Source organism: Actinophytocola sp., from assembly GCF_035634895.1.
In the GTDB taxonomy this organism is placed as follows: Bacteria; Actinomycetota; Actinomycetes; order Mycobacteriales; family Pseudonocardiaceae; genus Actinophytocola.
In genome coordinates this window covers 1-17,460 of sequence record NZ_DASQCC010000199.1, presented here as the reverse complement: position 1 = coordinate 17,460, position 17,460 = coordinate 1, and the positions used below count along the sequence as shown (strand labels likewise).

At 70.1% G+C, this 17,460-nt stretch carries 18 protein-coding genes; 7 read left to right on the top strand and 11 right to left on the bottom strand.

Annotated elements, in window-relative coordinates:
* Positions 1 to 40: 40 nt before the first annotated feature.
* The 3 genes from VET29_RS29960 to VET29_RS29950 are packed head-to-tail and all read right to left on the bottom strand — an operon-like array spanning position 41 to position 2,131.
* Positions 41 to 880 carry a segregation and condensation protein A gene (locus VET29_RS29960; RefSeq protein WP_324926607.1) on the bottom strand — a complete coding sequence of 280 codons (840 nt, stop codon included), beginning with the start codon at positions 878 to 880 and terminating at the stop codon, positions 41 to 43.
* Complete coding sequence (locus VET29_RS29955; protein ID WP_324926605.1) at positions 870 to 1,199, bottom strand: hypothetical protein; 330 nt, start codon at positions 1,197 to 1,199, stop codon at positions 870 to 872. Before VET29_RS29955 ends, VET29_RS29960 begins: the two co-directional genes overlap by 11 nt.
* Positions 1,196 to 2,131, bottom strand: a complete 936-nt coding sequence (locus VET29_RS29950; RefSeq protein WP_324926603.1) for an AAA family ATPase — start codon at positions 2,129 to 2,131, stop codon at positions 1,196 to 1,198. Before VET29_RS29950 ends, VET29_RS29955 begins: the two co-directional genes overlap by 4 nt.
* 269 nt (positions 2,132 to 2,400) lie before the next feature.
* On the opposite strand from VET29_RS29950, the gene VET29_RS29945 reads away from it, so the two are divergent.
* Genes VET29_RS29945 through VET29_RS29935 form a run of 3 tightly spaced genes read left to right on the top strand, consistent with a single transcriptional unit; the run spans position 2,401 to position 5,330 of the window.
* Positions 2,401 to 3,117, top strand: coding sequence for a GntR family transcriptional regulator (locus VET29_RS29945; protein ID WP_324926601.1), 717 nt, complete (start codon positions 2,401 to 2,403; stop codon positions 3,115 to 3,117).
* A gap of 45 nt (positions 3,118 to 3,162) precedes the next feature.
* Entirely contained in the window at positions 3,163 to 4,623 is a 1,461-nt protein-coding gene (locus tag VET29_RS29940; protein ID WP_324926599.1) for an NCS1 family nucleobase:cation symporter-1, read from the top strand.
* A complete protein-coding gene (locus tag VET29_RS29935) occupies positions 4,623 to 5,330 on the top strand; it encodes an aspartate/glutamate racemase family protein (RefSeq protein ID WP_324926597.1) in 708 nt (235 codons plus the stop codon). Before VET29_RS29940 ends, VET29_RS29935 begins: the two co-directional genes overlap by 1 nt.
* Before the next feature lie 6 nt (positions 5,331 to 5,336).
* On the opposite strand, the gene xerD is transcribed toward VET29_RS29935, so the two are convergent.
* Positions 5,337 to 6,239 carry a site-specific tyrosine recombinase XerD gene (gene xerD, locus VET29_RS29930; protein WP_324926595.1) on the bottom strand — a complete coding sequence of 301 codons (903 nt, stop codon included), beginning with the start codon at positions 6,237 to 6,239 and terminating at the stop codon, positions 5,337 to 5,339.
* Between the two features lie 211 nt (positions 6,240 to 6,450).
* On the opposite strand from xerD, the gene VET29_RS29925 reads away from it, so the two are divergent.
* On the top strand, positions 6,451 to 6,939 hold the full coding sequence (locus tag VET29_RS29925) for a DUF1707 domain-containing protein (RefSeq protein WP_324926593.1): 489 nt from the start codon (positions 6,451 to 6,453) through the stop codon (positions 6,937 to 6,939).
* Between the two features lie 13 nt (positions 6,940 to 6,952).
* Here VET29_RS29925 and VET29_RS29920 read toward each other — a convergent pair whose 3' ends face one another.
* The 5 genes from VET29_RS29920 to VET29_RS29900 are packed head-to-tail and all read right to left on the bottom strand — an operon-like array spanning position 6,953 to position 11,847.
* Positions 6,953 to 7,663: a FadR/GntR family transcriptional regulator gene (locus tag VET29_RS29920; RefSeq protein WP_324926591.1), complete on the bottom strand. Its 711-nt coding sequence runs from the start codon at positions 7,661 to 7,663 to the stop codon at positions 6,953 to 6,955.
* Entirely contained in the window at positions 7,660 to 8,424 is a 765-nt protein-coding gene (locus VET29_RS29915; RefSeq protein WP_324926590.1) for a 3-oxoacyl-ACP reductase, read from the bottom strand. Before VET29_RS29915 ends, VET29_RS29920 begins: the two co-directional genes overlap by 4 nt.
* Positions 8,425 to 9,792 (bottom strand): aldehyde dehydrogenase family protein, encoded by a 1,368-nt coding sequence (locus VET29_RS29910; protein ID WP_324926588.1) that lies wholly within the window; start codon positions 9,790 to 9,792, stop codon positions 8,425 to 8,427.
* Positions 9,792 to 10,502 (bottom strand): gamma-glutamyl-gamma-aminobutyrate hydrolase family protein, encoded by a 711-nt coding sequence (locus VET29_RS29905; protein ID WP_324926586.1) that lies wholly within the window; start codon positions 10,500 to 10,502, stop codon positions 9,792 to 9,794. The genes VET29_RS29910 and VET29_RS29905 overlap by 1 nt, the downstream gene beginning before the upstream one ends.
* Entirely contained in the window at positions 10,483 to 11,847 is a 1,365-nt protein-coding gene (locus tag VET29_RS29900; protein ID WP_324926584.1) for a glutamine synthetase family protein, read from the bottom strand. The genes VET29_RS29905 and VET29_RS29900 overlap by 20 nt, the downstream gene beginning before the upstream one ends.
* 249 nt (positions 11,848 to 12,096) lie before the next feature.
* Here VET29_RS29900 and VET29_RS29895 point away from each other — a divergent pair, with 249 nt between their 5' ends.
* The 3 genes from VET29_RS29895 to VET29_RS29885 all read left to right on the top strand — a co-directional run bounded on the left by VET29_RS29895 (position 12,097) and on the right by VET29_RS29885 (position 15,980).
* On the top strand, positions 12,097 to 13,533 hold the full coding sequence (locus VET29_RS29895) for an amino acid permease (RefSeq protein ID WP_324926651.1): 1,437 nt from the start codon (positions 12,097 to 12,099) through the stop codon (positions 13,531 to 13,533).
* 56 nt (positions 13,534 to 13,589) lie between these two features.
* Positions 13,590 to 13,991: a nuclear transport factor 2 family protein gene (locus VET29_RS29890; RefSeq protein ID WP_324926582.1), complete on the top strand. Its 402-nt coding sequence runs from the start codon at positions 13,590 to 13,592 to the stop codon at positions 13,989 to 13,991.
* A gap of 69 nt (positions 13,992 to 14,060) precedes the next feature.
* Positions 14,061 to 15,980, top strand: coding sequence for a GDSL-type esterase/lipase family protein (locus VET29_RS29885; RefSeq protein WP_324926649.1), 1,920 nt, complete (start codon positions 14,061 to 14,063; stop codon positions 15,978 to 15,980).
* A gap of 257 nt (positions 15,981 to 16,237) precedes the next feature.
* Here VET29_RS29885 and VET29_RS29880 read toward each other — a convergent pair whose 3' ends face one another.
* A complete protein-coding gene (locus VET29_RS29880) occupies positions 16,238 to 16,864 on the bottom strand; it encodes an NUDIX hydrolase (RefSeq protein ID WP_324926580.1) in 627 nt (208 codons plus the stop codon).
* Positions 16,861 to 17,460, bottom strand: a 600-nt coding sequence (locus tag VET29_RS29875; RefSeq protein WP_324926578.1) for a glutamine amidotransferase-related protein, incomplete at its 5' end; no start/stop codon positions are given. The genes VET29_RS29875 and VET29_RS29880, both read right to left, overlap by 4 nt.

The window sequence follows — 17,460 nt, the reverse complement described above, 5'->3', positions numbered from 1 at the left end:
GCGGAGCCGTGTGACTCCTCGTGTTCTGGGTGCTGGTCGCTCACCCGTACTCCTCCTCGTCGCCGCCGGTCTCGGTGTTCGCCGCGGCGGTTGCCTCTGCCACGCTGCCGCCGGTCCACTCGACGTTGAGCTCCGCCAGCGCCTCCTCCTGATGGAACAGGATCACGTTCTCCTTGTAGAGGTCCAACAGCCCCAGGAACCGGGCTATCACCTCGACACTGTGCTCGCAGTCGGCGACCAGCTCGGCGAACGTCGCCCTGCCCGCCGTCGCCAGTCTCACCCTCAGCAGGGCCACGTGCTCACGGACCGAGACCCGGCCCACGTGCAGGTGGTCTATCGACACCGTCGGGGGCGGCTTGGGGCGGAAGACCGACGCCGCCAGCTCCGCGAAGCGGTTCGGGCTCACGCCCAGCATCACCTCGGGCAGCAGGGACTGGAAGCGGTCCTCCAACGCCACCGAGCGTGGGTACCTGCGGAGCGCGCCGGCCTCCAGCTCGCCGAACAGCGCCGCGACCTGCTTGTAGGCGCGGTACTGCAGCAGCCGCGCGAACAGCAGGTCCCTGGCCTCCAGCAGCGCCAGGTCCTCCTCGTCCTCCACGTCGCCGGTGGGGACCAGACGTGCCGCCTTGAGATCCAGCAGGGTCGCGGCCACGACCAGGAACTCCGTGGTCTCGTCGAGGTTCCAGTCGTCGCCGGCCAGGCGCAGGTGGGCGATGAAGTCATCCGTCACCCGGTGCAGGGCGACCTCCGTCACGTCCAGCTCGTGCTGGGAGATCAGCTGGAGCAGCAGGTCGAACGGGCCCTCGAAGTTCGACAGCTTGACCGTGAAGCGGCCACGCTCGGCCGCACCAGGCTCGACGGGTGGCGGCTCACTCGTCATGACGCAGGCGCCGCACCAGCACCGACTCCTCGCCATGTTCGTCAAGGTCGGCCAGGACCACCGCGATCGCTTCGCGGACCATCCGGCCGCGGTCCACCGCGAGGCCGTGGCTGCCGCGCAACGACAGCCGCGCGTGCTCCAGGGCCAGCAGCTCCTCGTCGGACACGTACACGGTGATCTTCGACGTGTGCTTCTGCCTGGGGGTGCCGCGCCGGCCGGGAGCGGTCGCGGCCTCCAACCACCCCGGGGCGACGCTCTCCGCGGGACTCGTCGGTCTGAACAGCTCATCCGCACCCGGCAACGAAGGCCGGCGCGTCACCTGACGGTCACCTTTTCCCGAGCGATCACTTCACGGGCGAGCAGGCGGTACGCCTTGGCGCCGGCGGAACGCGGCGCCCACACGGTGATCGGCGCGCCGGCGACCGTGGTCTCCGGGAACCGGACGGTACGGTTGATCACCGCGTCGAACACGACGTCGCCGAAGCGCTCGACCACGCGGGCCATCACCTCACGCGAGTGCACCGTGCGGGGGTCGTACATGGTCGGGACGATGCCGGTGATCTCCAGCTTCGGGTTCAGCCGCTCACGCACCTTCTCGATCGTGTCGGTGAGCAGTGCGACACCACGCATCGAGAAGTACTCGCACTCCAGCGGGATCAACACCCCGTCGGCGGCGGTGAGCGCGTTGACCGTCAGCAGGCCGAGCGAGGGCTGGCAGTCGATCAGGATGTAGTCGTACACGTCGATGACCGGCCGCAACACCCGCAACAGCGTGTGCTCCCGGCCGACCTCGGCCACCAGCTGCACCTCGGCCGCGGACAGGTCGATGTTGCTCGGCAGCAGGTCCATGTTGTCGACGCTGGTGCGGATGATCGTGTCGGCGACCGAGATCGACCGCTCGATCATGACGTTGTAGATCGTCTTCTCGAGCAGGTGGGCGGGCATGCCGAGACCCACGGACAGCGCGCCCTGCGGGTCGAAGTCGACGATCAGCACCCGGCGGCCGTACTCGGTCAGCGCGGCGCCGAGGTTGATCGTCGAGGTGGTCTTGCCGACGCCGCCCTTCTGGTTGCATAGCGCGATGACCTTCGCCGGCCCGTGGCCGTTGAGCAGCGGCGGCTCCGGGATGTGCCGCTTGACGCGGTTGAGCGGCCCCGTGCCGTTGGTGCTCTCGTCGAGCACCTCGTCCTCGTCGGAGGCCGCCCTCGGTGCGAGGCTGAGCTCATGATCCGAGGGGTGCAATGTCGACATATCGACCTAGCTCCTTGTAGTCCGCGCTGTGCGGGGAAGCTTAGAGATTGCTCTCACCAAGTACCAAAGAGGCTCGCCGCCAATCATCGCCTTTTGTGAAACAAAGCCCCTGACCTGCTGGTTTGCCTTGGCAAAACGATCTCGCGGCGGGCTTTGTCGAGCACTTTCGGCGTGCATCGCACCGGGGCGCGCGGATCGAGGGGCCGGACGACCCTGTTCGACATGCGTTTGACTCACGAACCGTCGACGAACGGGCCTAGCCTCGGGGAATGCCAGGGCCACGACGCCGGTCTGCGCTGATCGCGCAGCTCCTGAACGAGCAGGCCACGTCACAGGCGGCGATCCTCGCCGAGCTGCGGCGATGCCTGTTGGACGGGGGCGTGCCGCCGGGCACGCCGATCCCGCCCGACGAGGTCGCGGCCGTGTTCGGGGTCAGCCGGATCCCGGTCCGCGAGGCGCTCAAGACGCTGATCGGCGAGGGGCTCGTCGAGCACCGGCCCAACGCGGGCTACACCGTGGCGAAGCTGACCACCGCGGAGCTGCGCGAGATGTACCTGGTCCGCGAGGTCCTGGAGACCGCGGCCCTCAACTCTGCGGTCAGCGCCGCCACCGAGGACGACCACGCACGGGCCCGCGAGGCACACCAGGCGCTCGAACGCGCGATCGACGCGGGCGACGTCCGCGGCTACCACCGGGAGAGCCGGCGGTTCCACTTCGCGCTGGTGCGGCCCTGCGGGATGCACCGGCTGCTCACGATGTTCGAGTCCGCGTGGAACATCACCGAGCCGGTGCAGCCGATGTCCCACCTGTCCGCCGCCGACCGGGCCACGCTGCACGGCGACCACGGCGAGATGCTCGCCGCCTTCGAGGGCCGGGACGCGGCGGCGCTGCTGCGGGTCGCCGCCGAGCACCACCGCAGGCTGGCGATCTCACTGGCCTCGCTCCCCCGCCACACCGGCCTGTTCCGGCCGGCGGAAAATATATGATCGGCGACACAGCCAGGTAATACGGCGCTTCTAACTTCGTTGCGTATGACCGACATCGTGTCGCGAGAAGCCCCCGTCGCGGGCGAACCGGCCCGCGACCCGCGCCTGACGAACGAGGACCTGGCCCCGCTGGCAGAGCAGACCTGGGGCTCCTACAACATCTTCGCGTTCTGGATGTCCGATGTGCACAGTGTCGGCGGGTACGTCACCGCCGGCAGCCTGTTCGTGCTCGGGCTGTCGAGCTGGCAGGTGCTGATCGCGCTCGTGGTCGGCATCTCGATCGTCTACGTGTTCTGCAACCTGGTCGCGAAGCCGAGCCAGGCCACCGGGGTGCCGTTCCCGGTCATCTGCCGCACGGTGTTCGGCGTGCGCGGCGCGAACATCCCGGCCATCATCCGCGGGCTGATCGCCGTGGCCTGGTACGGGATCCAGACCTACCTCGCGTCCGTCGCGCTCGACGTCGTGCTGATCAAGCTGTTTCCCGGCCTCGCCCCGCTGGCGGACGTCGGCCGGTACGGGTTCCTCGGCCTGCCACTGCTCGGCTGGGTGTCGTACGCGGTGCTGTGGGTGTTGCAGGCGGCGGTGTTCTGGACCGGCATGGAGTCGATCCGCCGGTTCATCGACTTCTGCGGCCCGGCCGTCTACGTGGTGATGTTCCTGCTCTGCGGTTACCTGATCCACAAGGCGGGTTGGGGCGCGATCGACCTGAACCTGGGCGAGGTCAGGTACTCCGGCTTCGACGCGCTGCCGGTCATGCTCGGCGCGATCGCGCTCGTGGTCGCGTACTTCTCCGGGCCGATGCTGAACTTCGGCGACTTCTCCCGCTACGGCAGGAGCTTCGCGGCGGTCAGGCGGGGCAACCTGCTCGGGCTGCCGGTGAACTTCCTGATGTTCTCGATCCTCGTCGTGGTCACCGCCTCGCTGACCGTGCCGGTGTTCGGCGAGCTGATCACCGACCCGGTCTCGACGGTGGCCAGGATCGACAGCACGTTCGCGATCGTGTTGGGCGCGTTGACGTTCACGGTCGCCACGATCGGCATCAACATCGTGGCCAACTTCATCTCACCGGCGTTCGACTTCTCCAACGTCAGTCCGCAGAAGATCAGCTGGCGCGCGGGCGGCATGATCGCGGCGGTCGGCTCGGTGCTGATCACGCCGTGGAACCTGTACAACAACCCGGACGTCATCCACTACACGCTCGAGGTGCTCGGCGCGTTCATCGGGCCGCTGTTCGGCGTGCTGATCGCGCACTACTACGTGGTGAGCCGCCAGCGGGTGGACGTCGACGCCATGTTCACCATGGCCGAGGACGGGAAGTACTTCTACCGCAACGGGTACAACCCGAAGGCGGTCATCGCGACCGTGGCGGGCGCGGCGCTCGCGCTGGTGCCGGTGCTGTGGTCGCGCGGACCGGGGATGGCCACCGCCGCGCAGTACACCTGGTTCATCGGCATGGCGGTCGCGTTCGCGGTGCACACGGTGCTGTCCGGGCGGGGTGCCGACTAGTGCTCGTCAAGGTCATCAACCCGAACACCAGCCGGCCCATGACCGAGTCGATCGAGCGGTCCGCACGAGCCGTGGCCGGCATGGACGTGCGTGCGGTGACCGCGTCCATGGGACCGGCGTCGATCGAGAGCCACTACGACGAGGCGCTCGCGGTGCCCGGTGTGCTGGCGGAGATCGGCGACGCGGACGGGTACGTGATCGCCTGCTTCGGCGATCCCGGCCTGGACGCCGCCCGCGAGGTGGCCGACGGCCCGGTGGTCGGCATGGCCGAGGCGGCGATGCGGACGGCGAGCTACCTCGGCCGCGGGTTCAGCGTCGTGACCACTGTGGACAGAAGTCGCGGCAGGACCTGGGACCTCGCCGAGCGGTACGGTGTCGCGCGGTTCTGCCGGGGTGTGCACGCGTGCGGGATCCGGGTACTGGACCTGGACGGCGATCCGGGCGCGCTCAAGACCATCGCCGCGGTGTGCCGGTACGCGGTCGAGCGGGACGAGTCGGACGCGATCGTGCTGGGCTGCGCGGGCATGACACACCTGGTCGCCGACCTGACGGCGGAGGTCGGCGTCCCGGTGGTGGACGGCGTGCAGGCCGCGACGCTGGCCGTACGGTCACTGCTGGCGATGGGGCTGCGCACCGGGAAGACCGGCGAGTTCGCGGCCCCGCCACCGAAGCCCTACGGCGGGTTGCTGCGGGAGTTCACCCGTTAGCCGGGGCTACCCGCGGGCTCGTGGGTGCGCCGTCGCGTACACCTCGCGCAGCGTGTTGACCGTGACCAGCGTGTAGATCTGGGTCGTGGTCACCGACGCGTGGCCGAGCAGCTCCTGCACCACACGGACGTCCGCGCCACCCTCCAGCAGGTGGGTCGCGAACGAGTGCCGCAGCGTGTGGGGGGACACCGAAGCGGTCAGCCCGGCCCGCTCGGCGGCCACCTTCAGGGTCTGCCACGCGCTCTGCCGCGACAGCCGCCCGCCCCGCACGTTCAGGAACACCGCCGGGCTTCCCCGCCCGCCGGCCGCGAGCCCCGGCCGGGCCCGCACCAGGTAGGCGTCCAGCGCGTCGAGCGCCGGCCGCCCGATCGGCACCAGCCGCTGCTTGCCGCCCTTGCCGTCGAGCAGCACCGTTCGCTCGGTGGCGTCGATGTCGTCCAGGTCCAGCCCGACCGCCTCCGAGATCCGGGCACCGGTCGAGTACAGCACCTCCAGCAGCGCCCGGTCCCGCAGCCCGGACGGCGTCTCCAGCAGCCGCAGCACCTCGCCGACCGGCAGTGCCTTCGGTAGCCGGCGCGGCGCGGCCGGTGGTTTCACCTCGCGTGCCGGGTCCAGCGCCACCAGCCCCTCACGCACCGCGAACCTGTGCAGCCCACGCACCGCGACCAGCGCCCGCGCCGCCGACGACGCGGCGAGCGGCGGGTGCCCGCCGGACCCCTCACGCAGCACCGCGAGGAACGCCGACACGTGTGCCTCACTCACCGAGTCCAGCGACGGCACACCGAGGACGGACAGGTGCTGCTCGTATCGCCGCAGGTCACGCGCGTAGCCGTCCAGTGTGTTGCGCGCGGTGCCACGCTCGACCGCCAGGTGGTCGAGATAGGAGGTGATGGCATCGGTGACGGTCATCCCGTCGGCATCCCGTGCGCCCCGGCAAGCACGACCCTGCCACCCGTGAGCACGACCCGGTACTCGTGGTTCTTCACCTCGCGAGGCACTCCGACCAGCACACCGACACCTCCTGCACAAGGCCCGGACCACAGCGTCCGACCCGGCCGGAGCCTAGCGCCGCACCACGATCTTCCGCCGGCACGGCGCGCCTTCCGGCTAGAGTTGACATATGACCGAAAGCGACAGCCTCCGCATTGGTACCGCGGAGCGCGAGGCCGCGGTCAGGATCCTGTCCGACCACCTCTCCGAGGGCCGCCTGACGCTCGAGGAGTACGAGGAGCGGATCGCCGTCGCGCTCGAGGCCCGCACCCAGGCGGACCTGAAGCCGCTGTTCACGGACCTGCCGCCGCCGCACCCGGCGTTCATGGCGGCACCGCCGCCGATGCTGCCGCCGCCGACCGGGCCGCCCGTGTACTACCCGTCCTCGCCGCTGCCGATGCCGGGATTCTCGGACAAGAACCGGGTGGCGGCCGGCCTGCTGCAGATCCTGCTGCCGTTCGGCATCGGACGGTTCTACACCGGGCACACGGGCATCGCGGTCGCGCAGCTGCTGACGTCGTTCCTCTTCGTCGGGGTCATCTGGAGCTTCATCGACGGCATCCTGTTCCTGGTCAACGGCGGCACCGACGCGGAGGGCCGCCCGCTGCGGGACGCGTAACCCACGGCCAAGGCTAATCAAGCAGGAAGCCGCGCAGCAGCGCGGCCGTGCCGTCCAGGTGTTCGGACATGGCCTGGCGGGCGGCGTCGGCATCGCCGGACAGGATGGCCTCGACGATCCCGCGGTGCTGGGCGTTGGAGTGCTCGATGTTGGCCGCCAGCAACGGGATCGCGTCGAGCAGCTCGTTGACGCGGGTACGGACGTCGGCGACCGCGGTGGTGAGCGACGGGGACGCCGTGACCTCGGCGATGGCCAGGTGCAGGCGGGAGTCGCGGCGGCGGTACTCGGCCTGGTCGGTGTCCACGCCGGACACGTCGAGCAGCGCGGCGGTCAGGTGCTGGCGGTCGGCCGGGGTGAGGGCCCGCGCGGCCGCCGACTCGGCCGCGCCGCTTTCCAGCACGTGCCGCAGGGTCAGCACGTCCTCGATGTCGCCGGCCGGGGCGATCCGGGGTGCGGGCGCCGGCAGGGACTCGGCGACGAACGTGCCGCCGTAGCGGCCACGGCGCGACTCGACGTAGCCGGCGTCGGCGATGGCGCGGATGGCGTCGCGCAGGGTCACCCGGCTCACGCCCAGCCGCGCGGCGAGGTCGCGTTCGGCGGGCAGCCGATCCCCCGGCGCGGCGACCCCGAGCCGGATGGCCTGGAGTAGCCGCTCCACCGTCTCCTCGAACGCGTTGCGCGTCCGCACCGGCCGGAACAGCGCGGCGGTGACCCCTCTGTTCACAGTGGAGTGACGTACGCGCCCGAGATCCCGCCGTCCACGAGGAACGTCGACGCGGTCATGTACGAGGAGTCGTCGCTCGCGAGGAACGCCGCGGCGGCCGCGATCTCGGACGCCTCGGCGAAGCGGCCCATGGGCACGTGCACGAGCCGCCGCTGCGCACGTTCGGCGTCGGCGGCGAAGAGCTCCCGCAGCAGCGGGGTGTTGACCGGGCCGGGGCACAGCGCGTTGACGCGGATGCCCTCCCGCGCGAACTGCACGCCCAGCTCCCTGGACATCGACAGGACGCCGCCTTTCGAGGCGGAGTAGGAGATCTGCGAGGTGGCGGCGCCCATCACCGCGACGAACGACGCGGTGTTGATGACCGATCCCTTGCCCTGCCGCCGCATGTGGGGCAACACGTACTTGCAGCACAGGTACACCGACGTGAGGTTGACCCGCTGTACCCTGTCCCACGCCTCGATGCCGGTGTCCAGGATCGAGTCGTCCTCCGGCGGGGAGATGCCGGCGTTGTTGAAGGCGATGTCGACCCGCCCGTGGTCGGCGACCACCTGGTTGAACATCGCCTCGACGGCCCGCTCGTCGGTGACGTCGCAGGTGATCGCGGCGCCGCCGGTCTCCTTGGCGAGCGCCTCGAGCGCGTCGGTGTCGATGTCGACGCCCACCACGACGGCCCCCTCCTCGGCGAACCTCTTGGCCGTGGCGAGCCCGATCCCGCTGGCCGCGCCGGTGATCACCGCGACCCTGTCCTGCAACCGCTTCACTTACGCCCCCTCTGTGGAGATGAACACGTTCTTCGTCTCGGTGAAGGCGGCCAGCGCGTCCGGCCCCAACTCCCTGCCGAGGCCGGACTGCTTGACGCCGCCGAACGGTGTCCAGTACCGCACCGAGGAGTGCGAGTTGACCGACAGGTTGCCGGCCTCGACGCCGCGGGCGACCCGCATGGCGCGTCCCAGGTTCTCGGTCCAGATCGACCCGGACAGGCCGTACTCGGTGTCGTTGGCCAGCCGGATCGCGTCGGCCTCGTCGGCGAACGTCTGCACCGTCACGACCGGGCCGAACACCTCCTCGGTCACCACCCGGTCGGTGGCCGCCCGCGGCACCACGACCGTCGGCGGGAACCAGAAGCCCGGCCCATCCGGCGCGCTCCCCCGGAACGCGACCGGCGTCTCGGTGTCCACATAGGACGACACGGTCGCCAGGTGTGACGCGGAGATCAGCGGGCCCATCTCGGTCCCGTCGTCGGCCGGGTCGCCGACCACGACCCCCTGGACGGCCGGTTCGAGCAGCTCCATGAACCGGTCGAACACGCTGCGCTGCACCAGGATCCGGGACCGGGCGCAGCAGTCCTGGCCCGCGTTGTCGAACACCCCGTAGGGCGCGGTGGCGGCGGCCCTCGCCAGGTCCGCGTCGGCGAACACGATGTTCGCGTTCTTGCCGCCGAGCTCGAGGGTCACCCGCTTCACCTGCGCGGCGCAGCCGGCCATGATCTGCCGGCCCACCTCGGTGGAGCCGGTGAAGACGACCTTGCGTACCAGGGGGTTGTCGACGAACCGCTGCCCCACCACGGATCCGCGGCCGGGCAGGACCTGGAAGACGTCCTCGGGGATGCCGGCCTCGCGGGCCAGCTCGCCCAGCCGCACCGCGGTCAGCGGGGTCAGCTCGGCCGGCTTGAGCACGACGGTGTTGCCGGCGGCGAGCGCGGGCGCGAAACCCCAGCCGGCGATGGGCATCGGGAAGTTCCACGGCACGATCACGCCGACCACGCCGAGCGGTTCGGCGAAGGTGATGTCCACGCCACCCGGCACGGGGATCTGCCTGCCGAACAGGCGTTCCGGCGCGGCCGAGTAGTACTGCAGCACGTCCCGGACGTTCCCGGCCTCCCAGCGCGCGTTGGCGATGGTGTGGCCGGAGTTGCGGACCTCGAGGCCGGCCAGCTCGTCCACGCCGGAGTCGACGGCCTCGGCGAACCGGCGCAGCAGCCGGGCCCGGTCGGCGGGCGCAAGCGCTTTCCATGCCGGCAGGGCCCGGTGCGCCCGCGCGATGGCGGCGTCGGTCTCCTCCGCCGAGGTCCGCTCGACCCGCGCGACCACGTCCTCGGTGGCCGGGTTGATCACTTCGGTGACGCTCATCAGCCTGACGCCTCCACCAACGCCTGGAACAACCGCAGGTCCACCCCGTCCTCCTCGGGATGCCACTGGACCCCGAGCACGAAGTCGGGTCCGGCCAGCTCGACCGCCTCGACCACGCCGTCACCGGCCCACGCCACCGGCACCATGCCCGTGGCGAGCAGGTCGACCGACTGGTGGTGATGACAGTGAACGTCCACTTCGGACCCGACGATCGCGGCCAGCCGGCTGCCCGGCGCGGTCTTCACCGACACCCGGCCGAACGTGCCGGGCTTGGGCAGGTGGTCGGTGTTGCCGAAGACGTCCGGCACGTGCTGGTGCAGCGTGCCGCCGAGCACGATGTTCAGCAGCTGCATGCCGCGGCAGACCCCGAGCACCGGCACGCCGTTCGCGAGTGCCGCCTCGATCAGCGTGTGCTCAGTGAGGTCGCGGTCGGCCCGCGCCGGGCCGGTCGCCGCGTGCCGGGCTGCGCCGTAGTGCACCGGGTCGACGTCCGCGCCGCCGGCGACCAGCAGACCGTCCACTCGCGACACGACGTTCGCGCCCATCTCGCCGACCGGCGGCAGCAGCAGCGGGATGCCGCCGGCGGCCACCACCCCGTCGAGGTAACCGCGCGGCAGCACCGCGGCCGGGGTGTCCCACAGCCCGAACCTGCTCGGTTCCAGGTAGGTGGTGATACCGATGACGGGCGGGCTAGAGGCGTTCGAAGCCACGGATCCGCTCCCAGTCGGTGACGGCGGCGTCGTAGGCGGCGAGCTCGACCCGCGCGTTGTTGAGATAGTGCGTCACCACGTCGTCACCGAACGCGTCCCGCGCGAGCTCGCTCTCGGCGAGCAGCTCCGCCGCGTCCCGCATGGTGTGCGGGACCCTCGGCCGGTCGGTGCCGTAGGCGTTGCCGGTCAGCGCGGGTTCCAGCGGCAGCTCGTTCTCGATGCCGTGCAGGCCCGCCGCGATGAGTGCCGCGACGGCCAGGTACGGGTTCACGTCGCCGCCGGGCACCCGGTTCTCCACGCGTAGCGACTCGCCGTGGCCGACCACCCGCAGCGCACAGGTCCGGTTGTCGACCCCCCAGGCCACGGTCGTCGGCGCGAAGCTGCCGTCCACGAAACGCTTGTAGGAGTTGATGTTGGGCGCGAAGAAGTAGGTCAGCTCGCGCAGCGCGGCCTGCTGGCCGGCGAGGAAGTGCGTCATCAGCCTGGAGAACCCGTGTTCGCCGTCGCCGGCCAGCACCGGCGAGCCGTCCGTGCCGCGCAGGCTGATGTGGATGTGGCAGGAGTTGCCCTCGCGCTCGTTGTACTTGGCCATGAACGAGAGGCTCTTGCCGTGCCGGGCCGCGATCTCCTTGGCGCCGGTCTTGTAGATGCTGTGGTTGTCGCAGGTGGACAGCGCGGTGTCGTACCGGAACGCGATCTCGTGCTGGCCGGGGTTGCACTCCCCCTTGGCCGACTCGACGTACATCCCGGCGCCGGTCATGCCGTTGCGGATGGACCGCAGCAGCGGTTCGAGCCGGCCGGTGCCGAGCATCGAGTAGTCGACGTTGTACTGGTTGGCGGGGGTCAGGTCGCGGTACCCGCGCTGCCAGGCCTGCTCGTAGGTGTCCTCGAAGACGATGAACTCCAGCTCGGTGCCGACGTAGGCGGCGAGGTCCCGCTCGACGAGGCGGTCGAGCTGGCGGCGCAGCACCTGCCGGGGCGACGCGGGCACCGGCCCGCCCTCGACCCACTCGATGTCGGCCAGCACTAGCGCGGTGCCCTCGTGCCACGGGACCAGCCGCAGCGTGTCGAAGTCCGGCCGCAGGACGAAGTCGCCGTAGCCGCGCTCCCATGAGGACATCTGGTAGCCGTCGACCGTGTTCATCTCGACGTCGACCGCGAGCAGGTAGTTGCAGGCCTCGGTGGCGTGCGGCACGACCTCGTTGAGGAAGTACTCGGCGGCACAGCGCTTGCCCTGGAGCCGGCCCTGCATGTCGGTGATCGCGACGAGCACGGTGTCGATCGTTCCGTCGTCGACCAGCGCGCGCAGCCGGTCGAGGGTGAGCATGCCGTCCCGATGGCCCATAACAGTCTCCAAAGGATCAGAGCTGACCCATTGACGCCTTCTTTACACGGGTGCAGGCTGCACCTGTCAACGAGCCACTGTAGTCGCGCGCGACTTGATCACAACACCCAAAGGACTGATGCTGACCCATTAGGGAGGCGCTCTGTGACGACCGACAGCCCGAAACGCACGACCCCCGTGCCAGCGTCAGCCACCGAGGACGAGAAGAGACTGCACGAGCTCGGCTACGCGCAGGAGCTGGCGCGCCGGATGTCCGGCTTCTCCAACTTCGCGGTGTCGTTCACGATCATCTCGATCCTGTCCGGCTGCCTCACCCTCTACCAGTTCGGCATGAACACCGGCGGCCCGGTGATGATCGTCTGGGGCTGGCCGATCGTCGGCGCGTTCACCCTCATGGTCGGCCTGGCGATGGCCGAGGTGTGCTCCAGCTTCCCGACGGCCGGCGGCCTGTACTACTGGTCGGCCAAGCTCGCGCCCCGCAACGCCGCGGCGTGGTCGTGGTTCACCGGATGGTTCAACTTCCTGGGCCAGGTGGCCGTGACCGCCGGTATCGACTTCGGCGCCGCGTTCTTCCTGAACGCCCTGCTGGACCTGCAGTTCGGGTTCGACTTCACGCCCCCGCACACCATCCTGCTGTTCGGGATCATCCTCCTGCTGCACGCGCTGCTCAACACGTTCGGCGTCAAGCTGGTCTCGCTGCTCAACGACATCAGCGTGTGGTGGCACGTGATCGGCGTGCTGGTCATCGTCGGCGCGCTGGTGTTCCTGCCCGACAACCACCAGTCGGCGTCGTTCGTGTTCGGCGAGTTCGTGAACAACACCGGTTGGTCCTCCGGGTTCTACGTCGCGCTACTCGGCCTGCTGCTGGCCCAGTACACGCTGACGGGGTACGACGCGAGCGCGCACATGACCGAGGAGACACACGACGCGGCCCGCAGTGGTCCCCGCGGCATCGTGATGTCGATCCTGGTGTCGCTGGCTGCGGGCTGGGTGCTGCTGATCGGCCTGACGTTCGCCATCCAGGACTACGACAAGGAAGTCGCGTCGCCGACCCCGCCCGCGCAGATCTTCATCGACGCGATCGGACTCACCGGCGGCAAGCTGCTGTTGCTCATCGTCATCGGCGCGCAGTTCTTCTGCGGGATGTCGTCGGTCACCGCGAACTCGCGGATGATCTACGCGTTCTCGCGGGACGGCGCCCTGCCGGCGGCGTCGTTCTGGCACCGGGTGAACAAGCGGACCAGGACACCGACGAACGCCATCTGGCTGGCGGCGGCGGGCGCGTTCATCCTCGGCCTGCCGTACCTGTGGAACTACACGGCGTACGCGGCGGTCACCTCGATCGCGGTGATCGGCCTGTACATCGCCTACGTGCTGCCGACGTTCCTGCGCCTGCGGCAGGGCGAGGCGTTCGAGCGCGGGCCGTGGCACCTCGGCCGGTGGAGCCGGATCGTGGGCACCATCGCCGTCGGATGGGTCGTCGTGATCACGATCCTGTTCATGCTGCCGCAGCTGAGCCCGGTGACGGTGAAGACGTTCAACTACGCGCCGATCGCCGTGCTCGTGGTACTCGGGTTCGCCGGCATCTGGTGGCTGGTGTCCGCGCGGAAGTGGTTCACCGGCCCGAAGGTGCAGGGCAGCGCGGAGGAGCTGGCCGCCATCGAACGCGACCTGGACGTGATCTGACCTTCACCTGGAGCGCGCTTGACCTGGAGCGCGCTCCAGGGAGTTAGATCGGATGTATGAACGCCGTCGAGAACAAGGAGTTGTTGCGGCACGCGTTCACCGAGGCCGCGAAGGGTGACGGGCGGCCGTTCGTCGACCTGCTCGCCGACGACGTGCGTTGGACGATCATCGGGACCACCGCGTGGTCGCGGACCTACGAGGGCAAGCAGTCGGTGCTCGACGACCTGCTGCGCCCGCTGTCCCGGCAGCTGCGCGGGCGCAACATCATCGCGGCGGAGCGGTTCATCGCCGAGGGCGACCTCGTGGTCGTGGAGGGGCGGGGACGGAACTCGACCGTCGACGGGGTGCGCTACCACAACCAGTACTGCTGGGTGTTCCGCCTCGCCGGCGGTCGGGTCCGTGAGCTGACCGAGTACGCCGACACCCAGCTCATCGCCTCCGCGCTACAGGCACCTTGACAGGCTCGTAATCGGCATCTCACAATCAGTGAGCGTTTTGGGAGCGCTCCCAGAGAGGTGGGTGCCGTGATGTTCCGCGCCGCGTGCTGTGTGGCCGCCGTCGTCATCGGGTTGACCGCGCTGACCGGGTTGACCGCCACGCGGGCCGTCGCCGCGGCGGGTGACGTCACCGATCCCAACATCACCTACGTGGGCCGGTGGACCAACTCGTCCACCACCGCGACGCCGAACTGGACCGGCGCGTACCTCGTCACCCGGTTCACGGGGACGACGGTCAGGGTCAGGGCGCGCGACGCGGTCAACTTCTACGCCAGCATCGACGGCGGCGCGGACGTCTTCTACGCGGGCGTGCGTGGCACGGTGAACCTGACGCCGACCCCGCTCGCCGCCGGGACGCACTCGCTGCGGGTGTCCTACCGGTCCGGGGACACCGTCTTCCTGGGCCTCGTGCTGGACGAGGGCGCCACGACGGTCAGGCCCTCGGTGTCCACGAAGCTCATCGAGTTCGTCGGGGACTCGATCACCGCCGGGGCGTTGACGGACAAGCTCGCGGTGAGCGCGTACGGCTGGGTGCTCGGTGAGCGGCTCGGCGTGCGGCACACGCAGATCGCGCGGTCGGGGTACTGCCTGGTCGCCCAGGACGGCTGCGCCGGGCAGCGCACGCAGTTCTTCCAGACGGCCAGCACCGGCACCACGGCGTGGAACTTCGCGAGCTACCAGGCGAGCGCGGTCGTGGTCAACCTGGGCACCAACGACATCGGCCACGGGGTCACCGGCGCGACGTTCCAGTCCACGTACACGGACTTCCTGCGGGCGGTGCGCGCGAAGTACCCGAACGCGGTGATCTTCGCGATGGAGACCTTCAAGAAGCGGTACGTGGCCGAGACGCAGGCCGCCGTGCGCGCGGTGAACGACCCGAACATCCGCTACGTCAACACGGAGGGCTGGCTGACGGTCGGCGCCGACTACGAGGACACCGACGGCCACCCCAACGAGACGGGTCACGTCAAGGTGGCCGACCGGCTCGCGCCGATCGTCGGTCCGGCGATCGGCCTGTCCTCGGTCATGGCGGCCGGTGACGGCACGCCGACCGACGCCAACCTCCGGTACTTCGGACGCTGGAACACCAGTTCGCCGACCGCCTACGTCGCCGAGTGGGCCGGCGCGTACGTGCTGGTCGGCTTCACCGGCCGGACGGTGCGCCTGCGGCAGCGGGGCACGATCGACCTGTTCGCGAGCATCGACGGCGGGCCGGACGTGTCGTACCCGAACGTCAGCGGCACGGTCGACCTGACGCCGACCCCGCTCGCCTCGGGCACCCACCGGCTACGGGTGTCATACCGTCCCGTCGCGGGCTCGTACCACGGGGACGCGGTGTTCCAGGGCGTGCTCCTGGACTCCGGGGCGCGAACCGTCGTGCCGCCGACGCCGTCGCGGATCATCGAGTTCGTCGGGGACTCGATCACCGTGGGGCAGCTGTCGTCGAAGCAGGCGCTGACCGCGTACGGCTGGCTGGTCGGCGAGCGGCTCGGGGCGGGACACACGCAGATCGCGGTGGGCGGGGCCTGCCTGTACCCGGCGCCGGACGGGTGTATCGGGATGAGCGAGCGGTTCCTGCACACCGGGCTGGACGCTGCCACGCCGCTGTGGGACTTCTCGCGGTACCAGGCGAGCGCGGTGGTGATCAACCTGGGCACCAACGACGTCGGCCATTCGGTCAGCGGCGCGCAGTTCCAGAGCGCGTACGTGACGCTGCTGCGCAACGTCCGCGCGAAGTACCCGAACGCGACCGTGCTGGCGCTGGAGACGTTCCGGAAGCGCTACGTCGCGGAGACGCAGGCAGCGGTCGCGGCGGTCGGCGACCCGAGGATCCGCTTCGTCAACACCGAGGGCTGGATCACCGAGGCCACCGACACGGTCGACAACGTGCACCCGAACGACACCGGCCACCGCAAGATCGCGGACCGGCTAGCGCCGCTCCTCGGCTGAGGGACGTGGCCTCCGGCCCTCGCCTCAGCGAGGCGGCTTCCGACCCCGGTTCTCGCCTCAGCGAGGTGGCTTCCGGCCCGGTTTCTCGCCTGAACGGCGTGGCCGCCGGCCCCCGGTTTCCGGTCTCTCACGAGCCACCGACGATTCCGGACGGCTCATCCACAGGCGACTGGTTCGTCCACAGCCCGCCGCTCGCCGACCGCTTCTGTCGGTCCACACCGGTAGGCTGGATTCCGGGGGGCCGGAGGCCGCCGCCGTCACGCTTGGCGGGACGGGAAGCGGGTCGGCAGGTCGTCCCACGGCGCGTCCGCCGGGCGTGGCTGGCCGCCGGTGGACCGGATCACCTGTGCGGCAAGAATTCCGCCCACCGTCGCGCCGTTGAGGAGCTTGCCGTCCAGTGCCATGCGGACCGCCTCGGCGAGAGGAAACTTGCGGGCCACGAGGTCCGCCTCCTCGTCGCCGAGCAGCTCACGGTCCACAACGGACAGTCCGGTGGCCAGGTAGACCCGGACGACCTCGTCCGTGAACCCCGGCGACGCGGCGACGTCCACGAGGACCGACCAGTTCTCGGCGGCGAGACCGACCTCCTCGACCAGCTCACGCCTGGCCGAGGCGACCGGGTCCTCGCCGAGGTGGTCGATCAGCCCCGCCGGCAGCTCCCAGATCCGCCGGCCGAGCGGGTGCCGGTACTGGTGGATCAGGGTCACCTGGTCGTCATCGTCGAGGGCGACGATCGCGACCGCGCCGTGGTGTTCGACGACCTCGCGGGTCGCGTGCCCGCCGCCGGGCATCTCGACCTGGTCGGAGCGCAGCGCGAGGATGCGTCCGACGTAGATGTCCGATGTGGACAGTACCGTGAAGTTGTGCTGACCCGGCTCGGTCACGAACGCGCCCCCGCCCCGGACGGCTCGGGCAGCACGACCGGCAGCCGTTCGGCGGCCTTGCGTGCCAGTGCCGCGCCGACGAAGCCGGCGAACAGGGGGTGCGGCCGGGTCGGCCGGCTCTTCAGCTCGGGATGTGCCTGCGTGCCGACGAAGAACGGGTGCGTGTCGGTCGGCAGCTCGACGTACTCGACCAGGTGGCCGTCCGGCGAGAGCCCGGAGAACGTCAGGCCCGCCTTGGACAGCTTGTCCCGGTAGGAGTTGTTGACCTCGTACCGGTGCCGGTGCCGCTCGGACACCTCCCTCGTCCCGTAGGCGTTCGCGACGACCGAACCGGCCGTCAGCCGCGCCGGGTACGCGCCGAGCCGCATCGTGCCGCCCATGTCCCGCTCCCCCGCGACGACGTCCTCCTGGTCGGCCATCGTGGAGATCACCGGGTGCCGGGTGGTCTCGTCGAACTCCGAGGAGTTCGCGTCCTTGATGCCCGCGAGGTGCCGGGCGGTCTCGATCACCATGCACTGCAGGCCGAGGCACAGGCCGAGCACCGGGATCCTGTTGATCCGCGCGTACTCGATGGCGCCGATCTTGCCCTCGATGCC

Bases quoted from the DNA above. Each gene is read 5' to 3' on its own strand.
- VET29_RS29960 (WP_324926607.1), bottom strand. From the start codon at position 880: ATGACGAGTGAGCCGCCACCCGTCGAGCCTGGTGCGGCCGAGCGTGGC.
- VET29_RS29950 (WP_324926603.1), bottom strand. From the start codon at position 2,131: ATGTCGACATTGCACCCCTCGGATCATGAGCTCAGCCTCGCACCGAGG.
- VET29_RS29945 (WP_324926601.1), top strand. From the start codon at position 2,401: ATGCCAGGGCCACGACGCCGGTCTGCGCTGATCGCGCAGCTCCTGAAC.
- VET29_RS29940 (WP_324926599.1), top strand. From the start codon at position 3,163: ATGACCGACATCGTGTCGCGAGAAGCCCCCGTCGCGGGCGAACCGGCC.
- xerD (WP_324926595.1), bottom strand. From the start codon at position 6,239: ATGACCGTCACCGATGCCATCACCTCCTATCTCGACCACCTGGCGGTC.
- VET29_RS29925 (WP_324926593.1), top strand. From the start codon at position 6,451: ATGACCGAAAGCGACAGCCTCCGCATTGGTACCGCGGAGCGCGAGGCC.
- VET29_RS29910 (WP_324926588.1), bottom strand. From the start codon at position 9,792: ATGAGCGTCACCGAAGTGATCAACCCGGCCACCGAGGACGTGGTCGCG.
- VET29_RS29900 (WP_324926584.1), bottom strand. From the start codon at position 11,847: ATGGGCCATCGGGACGGCATGCTCACCCTCGACCGGCTGCGCGCGCTG.
- VET29_RS29895 (WP_324926651.1), top strand. From the start codon at position 12,097: ATGTCCGGCTTCTCCAACTTCGCGGTGTCGTTCACGATCATCTCGATC.
- VET29_RS29890 (WP_324926582.1), top strand. From the start codon at position 13,590: ATGAACGCCGTCGAGAACAAGGAGTTGTTGCGGCACGCGTTCACCGAG.
- VET29_RS29885 (WP_324926649.1), top strand. From the start codon at position 14,061: ATGTTCCGCGCCGCGTGCTGTGTGGCCGCCGTCGTCATCGGGTTGACC.